The 15,099-nt window shown below is 58.0% G+C and carries 13 protein-coding genes; 7 read left to right on the top strand and 6 right to left on the bottom strand.

From position 1 onward, the window contains the following. The first annotated feature begins 50 nt into the window (after positions 1-50). Entirely contained in the window at positions 51-518 is a 468-nt protein-coding gene (locus tag DHN55_RS10925; RefSeq protein WP_108881826.1) for a DUF1203 domain-containing protein, read from the top strand. Between the two features lie 141 nt (positions 519-659). Then, a complete protein-coding gene (locus tag DHN55_RS10920) occupies positions 660-1,922 on the top strand; it encodes an aromatic ring-hydroxylating oxygenase subunit alpha (RefSeq protein ID WP_337660163.1) in 1,263 nt (420 codons plus the stop codon). Positions 1,923-1,943: 21 nt separating this feature from the next. Here the strand turns inward: DHN55_RS10920 and DHN55_RS10915 are convergent, their stop codons facing one another. The 4 genes from DHN55_RS10915 to DHN55_RS10900 all read right to left on the bottom strand — a co-directional run bounded on the left by DHN55_RS10915 (position 1,944) and on the right by DHN55_RS10900 (position 6,092). After that, positions 1,944-2,786 carry an ABC transporter permease subunit gene (locus DHN55_RS10915; RefSeq protein WP_108881305.1) on the bottom strand — a complete coding sequence of 281 codons (843 nt, stop codon included), beginning with the start codon at positions 2,784-2,786 and terminating at the stop codon, positions 1,944-1,946. 3 nt (positions 2,787-2,789) lie between these two features. Next, a complete protein-coding gene (locus DHN55_RS10910; RefSeq protein ID WP_108881304.1) occupies positions 2,790-3,752 on the bottom strand; it encodes an ABC transporter permease subunit in 963 nt (320 codons plus the stop codon). Continuing rightward, positions 3,749-4,894, bottom strand: a complete 1,146-nt coding sequence (locus DHN55_RS10905; RefSeq protein ID WP_108881303.1) for a polyamine ABC transporter ATP-binding protein — start codon at positions 4,892-4,894, stop codon at positions 3,749-3,751. Before DHN55_RS10905 ends, DHN55_RS10910 begins: the two co-directional genes overlap by 4 nt. An 85-nt stretch (positions 4,895-4,979) precedes the next feature. Continuing rightward, positions 4,980-6,092 carry an extracellular solute-binding protein gene (locus DHN55_RS10900; RefSeq protein WP_108881824.1) on the bottom strand — a complete coding sequence of 371 codons (1,113 nt, stop codon included), beginning with the start codon at positions 6,090-6,092 and terminating at the stop codon, positions 4,980-4,982. Positions 6,093-6,586: 494 nt separating this feature from the next. Here DHN55_RS10900 and DHN55_RS10895 point away from each other — a divergent pair, with 494 nt between their 5' ends. After that, positions 6,587-8,539 carry an oxidoreductase gene (locus DHN55_RS10895; RefSeq protein ID WP_108881302.1) on the top strand — a complete coding sequence of 651 codons (1,953 nt, stop codon included), beginning with the start codon at positions 6,587-6,589 and terminating at the stop codon, positions 8,537-8,539. Between the two features lie 83 nt (positions 8,540-8,622). Here DHN55_RS10895 and DHN55_RS10890 read toward each other — a convergent pair whose 3' ends face one another. Further along, on the bottom strand, positions 8,623-10,662 hold the full coding sequence (locus tag DHN55_RS10890; RefSeq protein WP_108881301.1) for an oxidoreductase: 2,040 nt from the start codon (positions 10,660-10,662) through the stop codon (positions 8,623-8,625). A 510-nt stretch (positions 10,663-11,172) separates the two neighbouring features. On the opposite strand from DHN55_RS10890, the gene DHN55_RS10885 reads away from it, so the two are divergent. From DHN55_RS10885 to DHN55_RS10870, 4 genes are read left to right on the top strand one after another with little or no spacing between them, the layout of a single operon-like run. Beyond that, the gene (locus DHN55_RS10885; RefSeq protein ID WP_108881300.1) at positions 11,173-11,877 is read left to right on the top strand and encodes an AzlC family ABC transporter permease; all 705 of its coding nucleotides are present in this window, start codon (positions 11,173-11,175) and stop codon (positions 11,875-11,877) included. Continuing rightward, positions 11,874-12,176, top strand: coding sequence for an AzlD domain-containing protein (locus tag DHN55_RS10880; protein WP_108881299.1), 303 nt, complete (start codon positions 11,874-11,876; stop codon positions 12,174-12,176). Before DHN55_RS10885 ends, DHN55_RS10880 begins: the two co-directional genes overlap by 4 nt. Positions 12,177-12,181: 5 nt before the next feature. After that, complete coding sequence (locus tag DHN55_RS10875) at positions 12,182-12,898, top strand: AzlC family ABC transporter permease (protein ID WP_108881298.1); 717 nt, start codon at positions 12,182-12,184, stop codon at positions 12,896-12,898. Continuing rightward, positions 12,895-13,197 carry an AzlD domain-containing protein gene (locus DHN55_RS10870; protein ID WP_108881297.1) on the top strand — a complete coding sequence of 101 codons (303 nt, stop codon included), beginning with the start codon at positions 12,895-12,897 and terminating at the stop codon, positions 13,195-13,197. Before DHN55_RS10875 ends, DHN55_RS10870 begins: the two co-directional genes overlap by 4 nt. Here DHN55_RS10870 and DHN55_RS10865 read toward each other — a convergent pair. Continuing rightward, the gene (locus DHN55_RS10865; RefSeq protein ID WP_108881296.1) at positions 13,187-15,013 is read right to left on the bottom strand and encodes a M24 family metallopeptidase; all 1,827 of its coding nucleotides are present in this window, start codon (positions 15,011-15,013) and stop codon (positions 13,187-13,189) included. The genes DHN55_RS10870 and DHN55_RS10865 overlap by 11 nt on opposite strands. Positions 15,014-15,099: the final 86 nt, after the last annotated feature.

Raw genomic sequence — 15,099 nt, 5'->3', positions numbered from 1 at the left:
GGCCTGAGCGACATCAGGATCGTCAGATGATCCAATCCAGGGAGCACAAGATGTCGTTTCTTATTCAATCACTTGAGCCAGATCAGTTTGGCTCGCTGTTCTCAATGTCCGATGATGAACTGCAGCGCCACCAGGCCAGACGCGTTGTTGTCGATGCCAACCCCGGAACGCCGTGCCGTGTGAGCCTGCAAGATGCAGAGATCGGCGAAGAGGTGGTTCTGGTTCACTATGAACACCAGCCGGCGGACAGCCCGTTCAGGTCAAGCCATGCCATTTATGTCAGGAACAATGTGGCACAGAGTTTCCTGAACGAAGGAGAGATACCAGCCTTGTTCCGGCATCGGCTGATGTCGGTGCGGGCCTTCAATGCGGATCATATCATGATCGATGCCGAAGCAGTTGAAGGAACACAACTGGAATCGGTGCTGAACCGGTTTCTGGATGACCCGCAGGTGGATTACATCCACTTGCACTATGCAAAGCCGGGGTGCTTTGCAGCCCGGGTCGAGCGCTGCTGACAGGGGGCCACAAAACCCATTTTCCAACAGTACCTGAAACACGGCCGTCGATTTTCGGCCGGAATCGTAACTCCCGAATTGTCACAATTGGAAAAATCATGCTATATTGAATGATCGTTCAGTTTGGCAAAGGCGTTTCTGATGACCCGGATGGAAAGCTTCAACGCCGCTCCACCTGCGCTCGACAAGTCGCAAATCGGTGGCGCGCCCGAGCAATGGGACCGCAGCGGGCTGCCCGCCTGGGCATACACAAACAACGAACAGCTTGAGCTGGAACGGGACCTGCTGTTCCGCCGTCACTGGCAACTGGCAGGCCATGTCAGCAACGCGCCTGAGCCGGGTAACTATTTCTGTTTCGATGTGGCAGGGGAGCGGGCCATCATTGTGCGCGGCAAGGACAGCGAAATACGCGCATTCCACAATGTCTGCCGCCATCGCGGATCACGGGTGGTGGTCAACGAAACCGGCACGTGCGGTTCGGCGCTGGTTTGTCCGTTTCATGGCTGGTCGTTTAACCTCGACGGAACACTGCGAACGGTTGCGCAACCCAAATCGGTGCCGACGCTTGATCCGGTCGAGCACGGCCTTGTTCCGGTGGAGTTTGAAATCTGGCACGGATTTGTGTTCGTCAGGTTTCAGCCCGGCCCGCAACCGGCGGTCAGGGACCTTCTGGTCCGCCATGAAGCCGAAATTGCGCTGTACCGGTCAGCCGAGGCAGAACCGACCCGCAACAGTTTCTGGTCCCAGGAGATAGCGTCCAACTGGAAGTGTGTCCGGGATGTCGACAACGAGGGATATCATGTCCCCATGGCACATCCCGGTTTGCAGGATCTGTACGGCAACAACTATTTCGATGAACACTGGCAGGACGGCACGACACGGTCATTCGGTCCCTTCAAAACCGATCATAACCGGCTGTGGTCGGTGCGGGCTTATAACAACATTCTGCCTGACATAGATTATCTGCCGGAAAGCCATCGCAAGGCGTGGCTTTATATCGGGATGTTTCCCAATCAGGTTTTGTATTTCTACCCGGAAGGGCTGGGATTTTATCAGGAGTTTCCGCTGGCAACCGACAAGACGGCATTGCGCGGCGGCGCGTACGGCATGCCGCTTTCAGATGCTGCAGATGCGACCTTCAACCGGCGCATTCTGGCGGCGCGCTACCTGTCTGAGCGGATTGATAATGATACTGCGGCAGAAGACATCCAGTTGACTGTCTGGTCCAACGAAGCAGCGCATTCAAGCGGCTTTCAGGGCTTTATCCTGTCTGACCTGGAGTATGGCGTAAAACAGTATCATGACCAGTTGCGTGCGGTTATGCCGGTGCTGAATCAGCCGGAAGCGCCCGAGCCCGGTCACCTGGAGACACTCAACAACAAGCTGCTGAAGAACCCGACATAGACGTCCCCGGAGGCGCCGCCGTCAGGTGTCTCCCCGATCGGCGATCTGCTGATCGAGTTCCTGGCGTTTTTGCTGGTAGTACATGATCAATGCAGCAATTGCGACGAAAGCTGCAACAAACAGGATAATGATTGTTGCCAGTGCATTGATGTCGGGACGCAACCCCAGTCGAATGCGTGAAAAGATCAGAATCGGCAAGGTATTCGCACCCGGTCCCGTAACAAAACTTGCGATCACCAGATCATCCAGCGACAGGGTGAAAGCCAGAAGCCAGCCACTTATCATTCCCGGAGCCAGGCGCGGAATTGTGATCGCTGTCAGGACTTTGAACGGCTTGGCTCCGAGGTCCGATGCGGCCTCTTCAAGGGTCTGGCCCATACCGGTCAAGCGTGCCTGAACAATCACGGCCACGTAGGCCAAAGAGAAGGTAATGTGCGCGATTGTGATCGTTGTAAATCCGCGCTCGGCAGGCCAGCCGATCAATTGTTTCAGCGTGATGAACAATACCAGCAGTGACAGTCCTGTTATCACTTCCGGCATGACCAGTGGCGCAACCAGCATACCGCCAAACAGCGTCCGCCCCTTGAATCTGCCGAACCGCACCATCGCCAGGCCGGCAAGCGTTCCCAGTATGGTTGCGAATGTGGCATTCACAACTGCTATCTGGACGCTGAGCGCAACTGCGTTCCAAACCTCTTCTGACTTGAACAGCACTTCGTACCAGCGCAGCGACCATCCACCCCAGACCGGTACAAGCTTTGAATAATTGAATGAGTAGATGATAAGCAGAATCATCGGGATGTAGAAGAACGCCAGGCCGATAGCGAGCATCACTGAAAGAAATCTGGAGCGCTTGCCATACATCGGTTATTGCTCCTCCGCGGCCTTGCCCTGGAAATACTGGTATATAGTCATGGGCAATACGAGCAGGACCAGCAGGACAATGGCAACGGCTGACGCAACCGGCCAATCCGTGTTGGCTGAGAACTCGTTGAAAAGCAGGCGTCCGATCATCAAAACATTACCACCGCCAAGCAGATCGGGAATTACGTACTCGCCGGTTGCCGGAATGAACACAAGCAATGAACCGGCGATAATTCCGGGCACTGTTAATGGCAGGGTGACTTTCAGAAACGTGTTTACCGGTCGCGAACCAAGGTCTGCAGCCGCTTCGTTCAAGCTGTTGTCCAACCGTTCCATGTTGGCATAAAGCGGCAGGATCATGAACGGCAGATAGGTGTACACGATGCCGATATACACCGCGAACTCGGTGTAGAGCATGCGAATGGGCTCGTCGATCAACCCCAACCAGATCAGCAAATTGTTTATGGTTCCCTGGTCTGCCAGCAGGCCCATCCACGCGTACACGCGCAGCAGGAACGATGTCCAGAACGGCAGTATGACCGCGAACAGCAAAAGTCTCTTTGCCACGGGTCCCGAGCGAACGATGCCGTAGGCCATCGGGTAGCCGATCAACAGGCAGACGATGGTGGAAATGATCGAGATTTTCAGGGAGTTGAAGTATGTCCGGTAATACAGACTATCCGTCAGGATGTAGATGTAGTTGTCGAAAACCAGCCGGATGTTCATGATCCCGTCATCGGTCCATTCAATCATTTTGGAGAATGGCGGGCTGGCTATGACGATCTCTGCCAGGCTTATCTTGGCGACTATGAAAAACGGAAGCAGGAAAAACACCAACAACCAGGCATAGGGCACAAACACGATGATGGATCGCCATCCGGACTGAATACGCCGGGCAAGTTTCTGGAGTATGCCTGACCGGTCTGCCGATGGTTCGGAGGTCGTGTTTGCGGTAATGTCGCTCATGTCTTCAGCAACATCGCGCTTGATGGATCCCAGGTGAGATACACGGTATCCTCCCAGGTGATCTGGTGTGTCCGGCTCCTTGGCCTGACCTGATTGGGTGCAGTGACATCAACAATCAGGCCATCGTTCAGGCGAATCTTGTAGATCGAGGTGTTGCCCAGGTAACCGATGTCATCGACTTTGCCCTGTGCCTGATTGGCTGTGGACTTGCCTTTTCTCGGTGCCGTTTTGCTCAACTTGATTTTTTCCGGCCGTATGGCAATCCATACTCGGCCATCTTCTTTCACCGATTGCCCGTGGTCGATATAGATTTCGCCCAGCTCGGTATCGACCCGGACATGGTCCGGGCTGTTTTCCGTAACCTTGCCTTCCAGAATATTCGCCGAACCGATGAAATCCGCGACAAAACGCGATTCCGGGAATTCGTATATTTCGGTCGGAGTACCAATCTGTGCGAGCTTGCCGGCATCCATTACGGCAATTCGGCTAGAAAGCGTCATCGCTTCTTCCTGATCGTGTGTAACGACGACAAAAGTGATGCCAACCTGCTCCTGAATGTTGGCAAGTTCAAACTGAGTTTGCTCACGCAGTTTCTTGTCGAGGGCACCGAGCGGTTCATCGAGGAGCAGAAGTTTCGGCTCCTTGACCAGGGCGCGCGCGAGCGCCACTCGCTGGCGCTGGCCACCGGATAGCTGTTGCGGCTTGCGCTTCTTGTAGTCCTGAAGCTCAACCAGCTTGAGTATCTCGTGGACCTTGTGGTCGATTTCATCGTTTGGCAGCTTGTCCTGTTTAAGGCCAAAGGCGATGTTCTTTTCAACGCTCATGTGCGGAAACAGCGCGTAGCTTTGAAACATCATGTTTGTCGGACGCTCATAAGGCGGCACCGTCGACATATCGGCACCATCGATAAGAATCGTGCCAGATGTGGGTGTTTCGAAGCCGGCCAGCATTCTGAGCAGGGTGGTCTTGCCGCACCCTGAACCGCCGAGCAGGCAAAACAGTTCGCCTTTGTAAATGTCGAGATCTATGTTGTTTACAGCGGTGATTTCACCGAATTTCTTCGTAACACCCCTGACGCGGACCATCGGTTCTGCGTCGGTGTCGAGCCATGGAGTGTCACTCGCAGTCGGATCACCAGCCATGTTGGACCTCGTTTTTCTTGTGCGGTCTGAACAGCGGTGTGATGGCGGCCCCCAGCCGGGGGTCGTCATCACAGCCTACTGCTGTCTAGTTGCCGGCCTTGAAATCGGTCCAGGTTCTTGTCCGGAATTTTTCAGCCTTGGGTGGCAGCGGATTCAGTGTGTACATATCCGCGACCTGTTCCGGCGTCGGGTAGGCGGCGGGACTTGAGGTTACCGCCTTGTCGATCATCGGTTTGGCGGTGATGTTGGCAGATGCATACCAAGTGGTGTTGCTGTCTGCTGCACCCACTTCCGGACGCATCATGTAGTTGAGGAACATGTGTGCTTCCTCGATGTTTTTCGCGTCAGCCGGGATGACCCAGCCGTCAACCCAGAAGTTGGACTTGCCTTTTCCGGTTGGCAGGAAGAAGTCGAGCACGACACCGGTTTTGGCTTCCGCGGCACCTGACATGGCAAGCAGGCCATCCGGGCCCCATGTGGTTGACACGCAGAATTCTTTCTGCGGCATTCTCTGGTAGGCGTAATTGTCGAACGTTTTCACGTACGGGCGGATTTTTTTGAGAAGTTCTCCGACCTGCTGGTAGTCTTTCCGGCTGGTTGAGTCCGGCGGCAGTCCGAGATAGGCAAGGGCCATCGGGATCATGTCAGTCGGTGAATCGAGGAAAGAGACACCGCATTTTGATAATTCTTTCATGTGTTTGGGGTCGAAGATCAGGTCGAGCGAGCCAATTGGTGCGTCGGGATAGGTTTCAAGCACCAGTTCCTTGTTGAAGGTCACACCGTGGGTGCCCCACATGAACGGAACAACGTACTTGTTGTCCGGGTCCCATTTGCCGGACAACTGAGCCATGACCGCCTTGTCCATGTGCTTGAAATTGTCCAGTTTGGATTTGTCGACGGGCTGCAGTATGCCCCCGGCCTTTATCAAACGTGCGACCTGTGAGGCAGCATGAGAGACGACATCGTAGCCGCTGTCGCCCGCGAGCAGTTTGGCATCGATAGCCTCAACAGACTCGTAATTGTCGTAAACGACCTTGATGCCGGTTTCTTTCTCGAAATTTTTGATTGTATCTGCGCCAATGTATTCGGCCCAGTTCGTGACTTTCAGGACCCGCTCCTGAGCCGCCGCCTGCACGGTAAGCAATGCACCAGCCGCGGCTACGCAAGCCAGTGCCTTCAATTTACTAGTGAATTTCATCGTCGTGTTTCCTCCCTGAAACTTGATGATCTCTTGATTCCGATCAATCCGCAGGAGCCCGACTGCGTATTGCAAAGGGAATCTCTGCATTTTGAAAGCGTCACCGGCTAACCCAAAAACTTTGCCACCCGGATTTTGCAGTTGACTAACTGAACAACCGTTCAGAGAGTAGTTTGGCTCAAACGTGTAAGTCAAGGCGATGAATGCCCGCCGTTCAAACGGGCCGCTTCTGGTCTTGATGGTTGGCCAAGCCACCGTCGAAAACTGATTGTGCCGAAGCAATGAGAGGGACATCCGTCAAATGGTAGAATCCAGCTGCCATATTCTGTTCGGGCAAGTCAGCATCGGCCCGAAAACGGCGGAGACCAGGATTCGACCATGTGCCCCGCTGCAACGGCATGGAACGTCGCCGGCACCGCACCATGGCCGAAACGCGTGGCGTCGCGGCGGTGTCGCTTTCCAGTTGATCGTGTCGTGAGGGGAGACCTGTAATCTTGTCGTTCAAACACCTTTTCACACCGCACAAGATAAGGGCTTGTGAATTTCGCAACCGCATATTCTCGACTGCGCACCAGACGATCCTGGCGCGCGATGGTGTTCCCGGCGACGACATGGTTGCCTATCATGAAACTCGAGCGCGTGGAGGTGCAGGCCTGATTGTCATGGAATCCTCGCGTCCGAACAGCGACGAGGTCTCCGCGTCCTATTATCTCGACTCAAGCACCGACGACTGCATTCCGGGGTACCGCAGGGTAGCGGAAGCCGTGCACCGCCATGACACCCGGCTTTTTGCGCAAATCAACCATGGCGGCCGCATCACCTATGCCCAGGACGGCATGCAGCGTGTCGCCTATGCTCCCTCGGTAGTGCCGGATCACCGGTTTCACTGCATGCCGCGCGAAATGTCCAACGACTATGTGTGGTTCATCATCGATGCGTTTGCCAGGGCGGCGGCGCGGATGATCGAGGCCGGGTTGGATGGGGTCGAGCTGACCGCAAGCCACGGCATGCTGATTGCGCAGTTTCTCAACCCGCTGACCAATCATCGCTCGGACGAGTTCGGCGGCACGCCGGAAAACCGGTTCAGGATGGTGGCGGAGATGTTGAAAGCGACACGCAAGGCGGTCGGTCCGGACAAGGTCATCGGCCTGCGGATTTCTGCAGAAGAAGTAGAACCGGACGGGCTCGATGAAGCCGCCTGGCTGAGCATTTGCCAGCGCCTCAACGAGGAACCTGAACTCGACTATCTGAGCGTGACGACAGGCTCGATGATGGGACTGGCCGGATCGGTGCACGTGGTGCCGCCAATGCAGGTCGAGCATGCCTACCTCGCACCCCAGGCCGGCGCGATCAAGGCCCAGGTGCGCAAGTCGGTTTTTGTGGCAGGCCGGATAAATCAGCCACAGCTCGCAGAACAGGTTCTGGCAAGCAACCAGGCCGATATGTGCGGCATGACCCGTGCCCTGATTTCCGACCCGGACATGCCAGCCAAGGCTCGCGACGGCCGGATAGACGACATACGAGCCTGCATAGGGTGCAACCAGGCATGTATCGGCCACTACCATATGGGCGTGAGAATTTCCTGCATCCAGCATCCTGTCACCGGACGCGAGCGTGAACTCCTGCCGCACCCGAAAACCCAAACGCCCCGGCATGTTGTCGTTGTGGGCGGCGGGCCGGCGGGAATGAAGGCGGCAGCCATTGCTGCGGAACGCGGCCATCGTGTCACGCTATGCGAGGCTGCCGGCCAGTTGGGCGGACAAGCCCTGCTTGCACAACAACTGCCCGGGCGCGCAGAGTTCGGCGGTATCGTCACCAACCTGAATCGCGAGATGGAGCTGGCCGGAGTAAAGGTCAGGCTGAAGTGCCGCGCTGATCCGGCACAGATGGCAGCGCTTTGCCCCGACGCGATCATCATGGCAACGGGTGCGACGCCGTACATGCCTGATGTGGACATTGCCGATGATGTCCAGGCGGTCAATGCGTGGCAGGTCCTCAGGGGCGAGGTCAATCCCGGCGCATCGGTCGTGATAGCCGACTGGCGCTGCGACTGGGTCGGGCTGGGCCTGGCGGAAAAGCTCGCGCGCGAAGGCTCGCATGTGCGTTTATGCGTCGACGGTGAAATGGCCGGACAGAACCTGCAAAAATACCTGCGCTGGCATTGGATCGGCACGATCCGGAAGCTGGGCGTGGAAATTGTTCCCTATGCACGGTTCTTCGGCGCTATGGGCGACACGGCCTTCTTCATGCATACCCTGTCGGGCGAAGCGATCGAGTGCGCGGATACGGATACGCTGGTCGTCGCTCAGGGACATCAACCGGAAACCGGAATGGAAACTGCATTGCGCTCGATCGGCGTACCGGTCACGCTTGCCGGAGACTGCCTCAGCCCGCGCTCGGCGGAAGAGGCCGTTTATGAAGGGATGATGGCCGCTCGCAGTGTATAACTGAACCGGTTACACTGTGTTCGTCCAGTGCCTGCAGCGTAATGAAAACCGCCAGTAGATGCCGGCATGGGCGAGGTTGCGTTTCAGGTCTCCACGCCATCCCGCTTGACATCGTTATCGCTCGCATCGCCCGCATCGAATTCGCGCGCATATCTGTGACCGGCGTACACCGCTGCTGCGATGATAGCGGGTGCCTCGCAATCTCCGATACGCCTGACGGATTTCATCGGACCGGCGGAGCCTTGTGCAAGCCCTTCCAGCAACTCCCGGTACAGTGCCTCATTCGGTGACCGGGCCGTGACCATGACGATCGCGTCAGCCAGCACTGTGCGGTCTCGTTCGGTGTAGATGCACTTGAGCAGAGCTTCATTGCCGTCAAAGCCATGAAGATTATGAGCCAGGACCAGATCGACGCCCAGTTCTATCAGCCGTTTCTGCGTACCGTGCTGTTCCGCTGTCTCGGCGCCAAATGACGCGACGAGATTTTCAGGCGTTACATAGGTTACGGAGGCATTGGCCGTATTTAGTAGTTCAGCAACGACCGCAGCCATGTAGTAGTTGTCGTCATCAAACACCAGCACCCGTCCTTCAGGCAGGCGACCTGCCATGATGTCGTCCGGTGTGAATATCTGTGACGGTGCCTGCAGTCTGGAGATGCCGGCTGTGTTGGACCGGCCAAGTCCGTCATTGCGCCAGCTCGAGCCGGTCGCAATGACAACATGGTCAGGTTCGACCAGCGCCACGTCATCGGCGCTCAACTCGCTTTCCGGAAAGATCTGTACATTTGCCATGGCCTGCAGTTGCTGGGTCCTGTAGTCGCGGACCCGCGCCCACTCGCTCAATCCCGGCAGGCGGGCCTCCAGCGTTACCCTGCCGCCCAGTTCGCGCCGCGCCTCTGACAGCATGACCTCGTAGCCGCGCTGGCCCAGCGCACGGGCGCATTCCAGCCCTGCGGGACCGGCGCCGACGACCAGTATCTTGTCGTTCGATTGTTTCGCGCTGATGGTTTCGGGATGCCAGCCCTTGCGCCATTCCTCGCCCATGGCCGGGTTCTGGGTACAACGGATCGGCACGCCGAGACCGTCGCCCGCATAGCAGATATTGCAGCCGATGCATTCACGAATGTCTTCCGGCCTGCCGTCTGCAATCTTGTTAGGCAGGAACGGGTCCGCGATTGATGGCCGGGCTGCACCGATGAAATCGGAAACGCCGCGCCTGATATGACTGACCATGGTGTCGGGCGAGGTAAAGCGGCCGACGGTGACAACCGGCTTGGTGGTTGCCGATTTCACGAACGACATCAACGGTTCCAGTGATGCTTCACCGACGAAGCGCGAAACGCCCATCTCGTGGGAATAATCATGGACGGTGATGTCCCACAGGTCGGGCATTTCCGCCATCAGCGAAAACATGTCGCGGCTTTCATTATCGTCTGAAAGCCCGTCCACGGCGAAGCGCACTGCTACAGCGCACTTGTCGCCGACGGCTTGTTTGGTCTCTTCAATCAGTTCGCGGCACAGGCGGGTCCGGTTGCGCAAGTTGCCGCCATATTCATCTGTCCGGTGATTGGTTTGGGCCGACAGGAAGTGTGACAGGAGGTAGCCGTGAGCGGCATAAACGTAGACCAGGTCAAACTCTGCCTCACGCGCCCGCAGGGCCGCATCCCGGTGCCAGCGCCGGAGCTGTGCAATGTCCTGCTTGTCCATGGCCCGCGACTGGAACGGCACTCCGGATGCCGACGGCAGGCTGGTCACACCAATTGCCACATCGCGGCTGAACTGATTGCTGCTGCGGCTGCCGCCGTGCCAGAGCTCAACACCGGCCAGTGCTCCGTGCTCATGCACGTTACCGGTCATTTTCGCATGCGCCCTGATGTCGGAGGCATCCCACAGGCTTGCGTACGGGTAGGGCAGGTCATCGGAGGTCGGGTGTATGGAGCAGTACTCGGTATTGACGACACCCCAGCCTCCCTCGGCCTTCACACCACGCATGGCGGCCAGCGTGTTTGGGCGCAGCCAGCCCATGCCCGTGCAATGCGGCACCTGGTAGAACCGGTTTTTTGCGGTAACCGGACCAACCTTCACTGGCTCGAACAGGACGTCATAGCGAGGATCGCGGGGCATTCATTACTCCGGCTAAACTGTTTGCGTGCGTGAGGAAATAGCTGGGAAGTTTAAGTTTCATTGGAAGGATAAATGTATCTTGCCGGATGGCAAGCGCGGGTCTTTACTCCGCTCACGCAAGCAGCCTGTCGGCTGCACTCCGCTAGGGCGGGCCTGAACGGCCCGAGGCCCGGTCGGGCCTAGTTGAGGTTCAACATAAAGGCAGGTGTGTGCTGTTAGGCATTAATCTGGTCGAACAGCTTTACTCGGTACTTCGTGCCTCGCGCGGCTCTCCGACCCCGAACAACTGTTGTGATGAATGCCTCCGAGGCACGAAGTGCCGAGGCAAGGCCGACCGGCCGCCGCACGAAGTGCGCCCCCGCGGAGCGCAGCCGCCAGGCTGCTTGCGTGAGCGGCAAAGAACAAAGCCCCACAAACATGCAACCCAGCCCGGCAGCATTCGGTCTTGCGCATGGAGTGCGAATGATGAAAATCTCCTTCAGTATTCCTCTCCCTTAAAAAAGCACCTCCATGAGCACCGGCAAACAGGAATTCCTTGACGGCTTCAGGCTGGTTTTACCCATGCTGGTGGCGCCGATATCGTTTTCCTTCATTACCGGCGCAACAAGTGTGCAGAAGGGCCTGTCGGCGTTTGAGGCGACCTTGATGAGTGCGACTGTGTTTGCCGGTGGTGGCCAGCTGCTGGCACTGGAAGTCTGGTACGAGCCACAAGCCTGGCTGCTGGTCATGCTGGCGGCGATCTCGATCAATGTCCGGTTCGCGCTGCAGGCTGCATCGGTGCAACGCAAGATCAATCATTTTACGCCGGTTCAGCGCTGGCTGACGATCGCAACCCTTACGGACCCGGCGTGGGGCATGAGTGAAGTGCGCCACCTGACCAGGCAGGTTTCGTTCTGGTTCATCTCCGGCATTACCGTGCCGATATACCTGATCTGGGTATCCGGCACACTGGCAGGTGCATTGCTGGGCAAGCTTATCGACGACCCGACCAGGCTGGGACTGGATTTTGGTTTTATCGGTATTTTCATAGCCCTGGCGCTGCCGTTCTGGAAACGCTCCGGCGCGCTGCCGGTTGCGGTTGCAAGCGGTGGGGTGGCTATCGCTGCCAAGCTTGCGGGGTTTTCAGCGCTGTATGTCTTCATCGGTGCGATGGCTGGCGTTGCGGTGGCCGGATTGATGGCTGCGCGCAAGGCCAGACAGGCGCAGACACCATGACGATGGATCCCTACAACCTGGTCCTGATCCTGCTGGTCACACTGGCGACGTTCGCCATGCGGGCCGTCGGTGCGGTTGTCATGGCGCGGGTCGAACTGGGGCCGGTCTCGACAGCGGCGTTCGAAGCAATGCCGGTGGCGGTGCTCACCGCAGTTATCGCACCTGCCGTCTTGACCCAGGGCCTGCCGGAGGCAATTGCGGGAGGCATCGCCGTGCTTGTCGGACTGAGAGCCCCGACGGCCGTTGTGATTGTTGTGGCAATGGCGACCGTGGCTGCCTTGCGGCATCTGCTGGGATAAGGGATATGGGTGCAAGGATACAGGAGTTCTCAGCCGGGGCTGTTGCCATTCTTCCTGTGCTTGTTGCCAGCACTCCCATCGCCTTGCTGTTCGGCACCCTGGCGGCGGCAAAGGGGCTGTCTCCGCTTGAAGTCTGGCTGATGAGCGCCACGGTTTATGCAGGTGCGCTGCAGTTTGTCGCCATTGATCAATGGGCCGATCCGGCACCAATCGGCTTGCTGGTGTTCACAGCACTTGTGGTGAACGTGCGTCATGTGCTGATGGGGGCCAGTATCGGCCGCGCAATGACGGATTTCAGCAGACCGGCAAAGTATGCCGCCATGTTTGTCCTCACCGACGAGGGCTGGGCATTTGCTGAACGCCGTGTGCGTGACGGCAGCCTGACGCCGGCCTACTATTTCGGCATCGGGGTCTCCATGTGGCTGATATGGACTACCGCATCGCTGTTGGGGGCGGTCGCCGGGCGCGGGCTTGGCGATCCTTCGGCCTACGGTTTCAATTTCGCATTCTCGGCAGTGTTCATCTGCATACTCGTCAGCTTCTGGAGCAATTGGCGCACCGGTGCCGTACTGGCTGCAAGCGGCGCGGTATCAGCACTGGTTTACCTGCTTGTGCCCGGCGCCTGGTACATTATCGCGGGGGCGTTTGCCGGTGTCGGAACGGCTGCCGCGCTGCACGCGAAAAGCGACGAGCAGAATCCCGACGGGATAATGCCGTCATGAGCCTGGATGCAAATACGCTGCTGGCCATCATCGGCATGGCGCTGGCGACCTACCTGACCCGCATTGCCGGCCTGTGGCTGCTGCGGCTTGCCAATGTCGGGGGCAGGGCACGTTCGGCGATGGATGCCCTGCCACCGGCTGTCTTGATGGCGGTTATCGCGCCAACGGTGCTGGCGACGGGCCTGGCAGAAACGTTAGCTGCTGGCATTACCGTGATGGCGGCGTTTCGGCTGCCTTTGCTTGTCTCGGTCGCAACAGGTGTGGCCAGCGTGGTGGGCTTGCGTATGCTTATCGGGTGATCGGTGCGCAGGCCGCCTGCAACCAGGCTTGGTCCTGCTCGCTTTCCAGCCGTGGAGTAACATTTTTCAGAACCTGGGCATGATAGTCGTCGAGCCAGTCCAGTTCGGCATCGCTCATGATGGCCGGTTCTACAAGATTGCGGTCGATGGGCGTGAATGTAAGCGTTTCAAACCAGTGCATGGGGCGCTCGCCGCCTTCGATGGTTTCGGCCTCGCGAACCACGAGAAGGTTCTCGATGCGGATGCCGTACTCGCCTGCCTTGTAGTAACCGGGTTCATTGGACAGGATCATGCCCGGCTGCAGCACTGTCCTGTCTGTCTTTGAAAACCGCTGCGGGCCTTCATGTACCGACAGGTAGCTGCCAACGCCGTGGCCGGTGCCGTGATCGAAGTCGAGGCCGGCTTCCCACAGCGGCGCCCGAGCCACCGGATCGAGATGGCCGCCCGTGGTGCCTGCGGGAAACCTGGCCCGGGACAGGTTGATCATGCCCCTGAGCACCCGGGTAAAACGATCCTTCATTTCAGGCGTCGGCGTGCCGGCAATAATTGTGCGGGTGATGTCTGTTGTGCCGTCCACATATTGGGCGCCGGAATCAACCAGGTAGATGCGGTCTTTTTCTATCGGCAGATTGCTGGTTTCCGACACCCGGTAATGGGGAATGGCCGCATGCGGCCCGGCACCTGAAATGGTATCGAACGACAGGTCGCACAGTTCACCGGTCTGTGCCCGCAGCGCTTCCAGTTTTTTGGCAGCTGAAATTTCGTCCAGTTTGCCGGCAGGTGCATTGACATCCAGCCAGCGCAGAAATTGCGCCATGGGAACGCCATCGCGCAGGTGGGCAGCACGCGCGCCCTCAAGCTCGGCCCGGTTCTTGGTGGCGCGCGGCAGCGTACAGGGGCTTTCGTGATGGGTTACGGTGGCGCCGGATGCCGTCAGCGTGCGCCTGAGAGCCTCTGCTGCCCACGGAAAATCAAGTTCCACGTTGGCGGTTGCTGCACCGAGCGCCTGCAGGACCTCCGTCATCTTTTCAGGTGGCGACAGCCGGACATTGGCCTGGCTCAGAGCGTCGCGGGCATCTTCGTCAATTCTGGATGCATCCAGAAACAGGTCGGCGGAGGCATCGTCATGAACAATGGTGAAGGCCAGTACAGCGGGCGTGTGGGGAATGTCACTGCCGCGAATGTTGAAAACCCATGCAACGGCATCTGTCTGGGTCAACACACAGGCGGCAGCGTCACGTTCCCGCAATCCTTCCGCAATCGCGCGCAATTTGTCTTCGCCGGAAACACCGGCGAACTGCAATGGTTGCTGAACAACGGGGTTGGCGGGGGCCGCCGGGCGGTCCTGCCAGACCGCGTCAATCGGGTTGCTGTCCAGTGCGACCAGTTCGGCACCGGCCTCTCGGCATGCCGCATCGTATCGCTTCGCGTCCTGGATGGTGAGCAGCCATGGATCAAAACCGAGTTTCCCGCCCTCGGGAAGGTTCTGACTTACCCAGTCATGGGGAGATTCGTCAGGCACCTGAAGCGGTGTTATCAGGTCAAGGTCAACTTGCTCGCGCACCTGCAGTGTGTAGCGCCCGTCAACAAAGATGGCGGCTGCCGACTTCAGCAGCACGGCGCTGCCGGCTGAACCGGAAAATCCGGTCAGCCAGTTCAAACGCTCGGCGCAGGCAGGGACGTATTCGCCCTGAAATTCATCGGCACGCGGCACAACCAGCCCGTCGATGCCCAGGGCCTCCAACCGGTCTCGGAGGTCTGCAATGCGTGCTGGTGTGAGATGGCGTTGGTCGGTGTCGGAAAAATTCTGAAACATTGAGCCAGACTAACCAACACGTGCCGTGTCGGCAATGGATTACCGGCATTGATTCCGATGCGTTGATCTATTGTGCGACGCAACAA

This window comes from Anderseniella sp. Alg231-50, from assembly GCF_900149695.1.
GTDB lineage: Bacteria > Pseudomonadota > Alphaproteobacteria > Rhizobiales > Aestuariivirgaceae > Anderseniella.
This window is presented reverse-complemented; position numbering and strand designations above follow the sequence as displayed.

Bases quoted from the DNA above. Each gene is read 5' to 3' on its own strand.
- DHN55_RS10925 (WP_108881826.1), top strand. From the start codon at position 51: ATGTCGTTTCTTATTCAATCACTTGAGCCAGATCAGTTTGGCTCGCTG.
- DHN55_RS10920 (WP_337660163.1), top strand. From the start codon at position 660: ATGACCCGGATGGAAAGCTTCAACGCCGCTCCACCTGCGCTCGACAAG.
- DHN55_RS10910 (WP_108881304.1), bottom strand. From the start codon at position 3,752: ATGAGCGACATTACCGCAAACACGACCTCCGAACCATCGGCAGACCGG.
- DHN55_RS10870 (WP_108881297.1), top strand. From the start codon at position 12,895: ATGAGCCTGGATGCAAATACGCTGCTGGCCATCATCGGCATGGCGCTG.
- DHN55_RS10915 (WP_108881305.1), bottom strand. From the start codon at position 2,786: ATGTATGGCAAGCGCTCCAGATTTCTTTCAGTGATGCTCGCTATCGGC.
- DHN55_RS10905 (WP_108881303.1), bottom strand. From the start codon at position 4,894: ATGGCTGGTGATCCGACTGCGAGTGACACTCCATGGCTCGACACCGAC.
- DHN55_RS10885 (WP_108881300.1), top strand. From the start codon at position 11,173: ATGAGCACCGGCAAACAGGAATTCCTTGACGGCTTCAGGCTGGTTTTA.
- DHN55_RS10890 (WP_108881301.1), bottom strand. From the start codon at position 10,662: ATGCCCCGCGATCCTCGCTATGACGTCCTGTTCGAGCCAGTGAAGGTT.
- DHN55_RS10900 (WP_108881824.1), bottom strand. From the start codon at position 6,092: ATGAAATTCACTAGTAAATTGAAGGCACTGGCTTGCGTAGCCGCGGCT.
- DHN55_RS10880 (WP_108881299.1), top strand. From the start codon at position 11,874: ATGACGATGGATCCCTACAACCTGGTCCTGATCCTGCTGGTCACACTG.
- DHN55_RS10875 (WP_108881298.1), top strand. From the start codon at position 12,182: ATGGGTGCAAGGATACAGGAGTTCTCAGCCGGGGCTGTTGCCATTCTT.
- DHN55_RS10865 (WP_108881296.1), bottom strand. From the start codon at position 15,013: ATGTTTCAGAATTTTTCCGACACCGACCAACGCCATCTCACACCAGCA.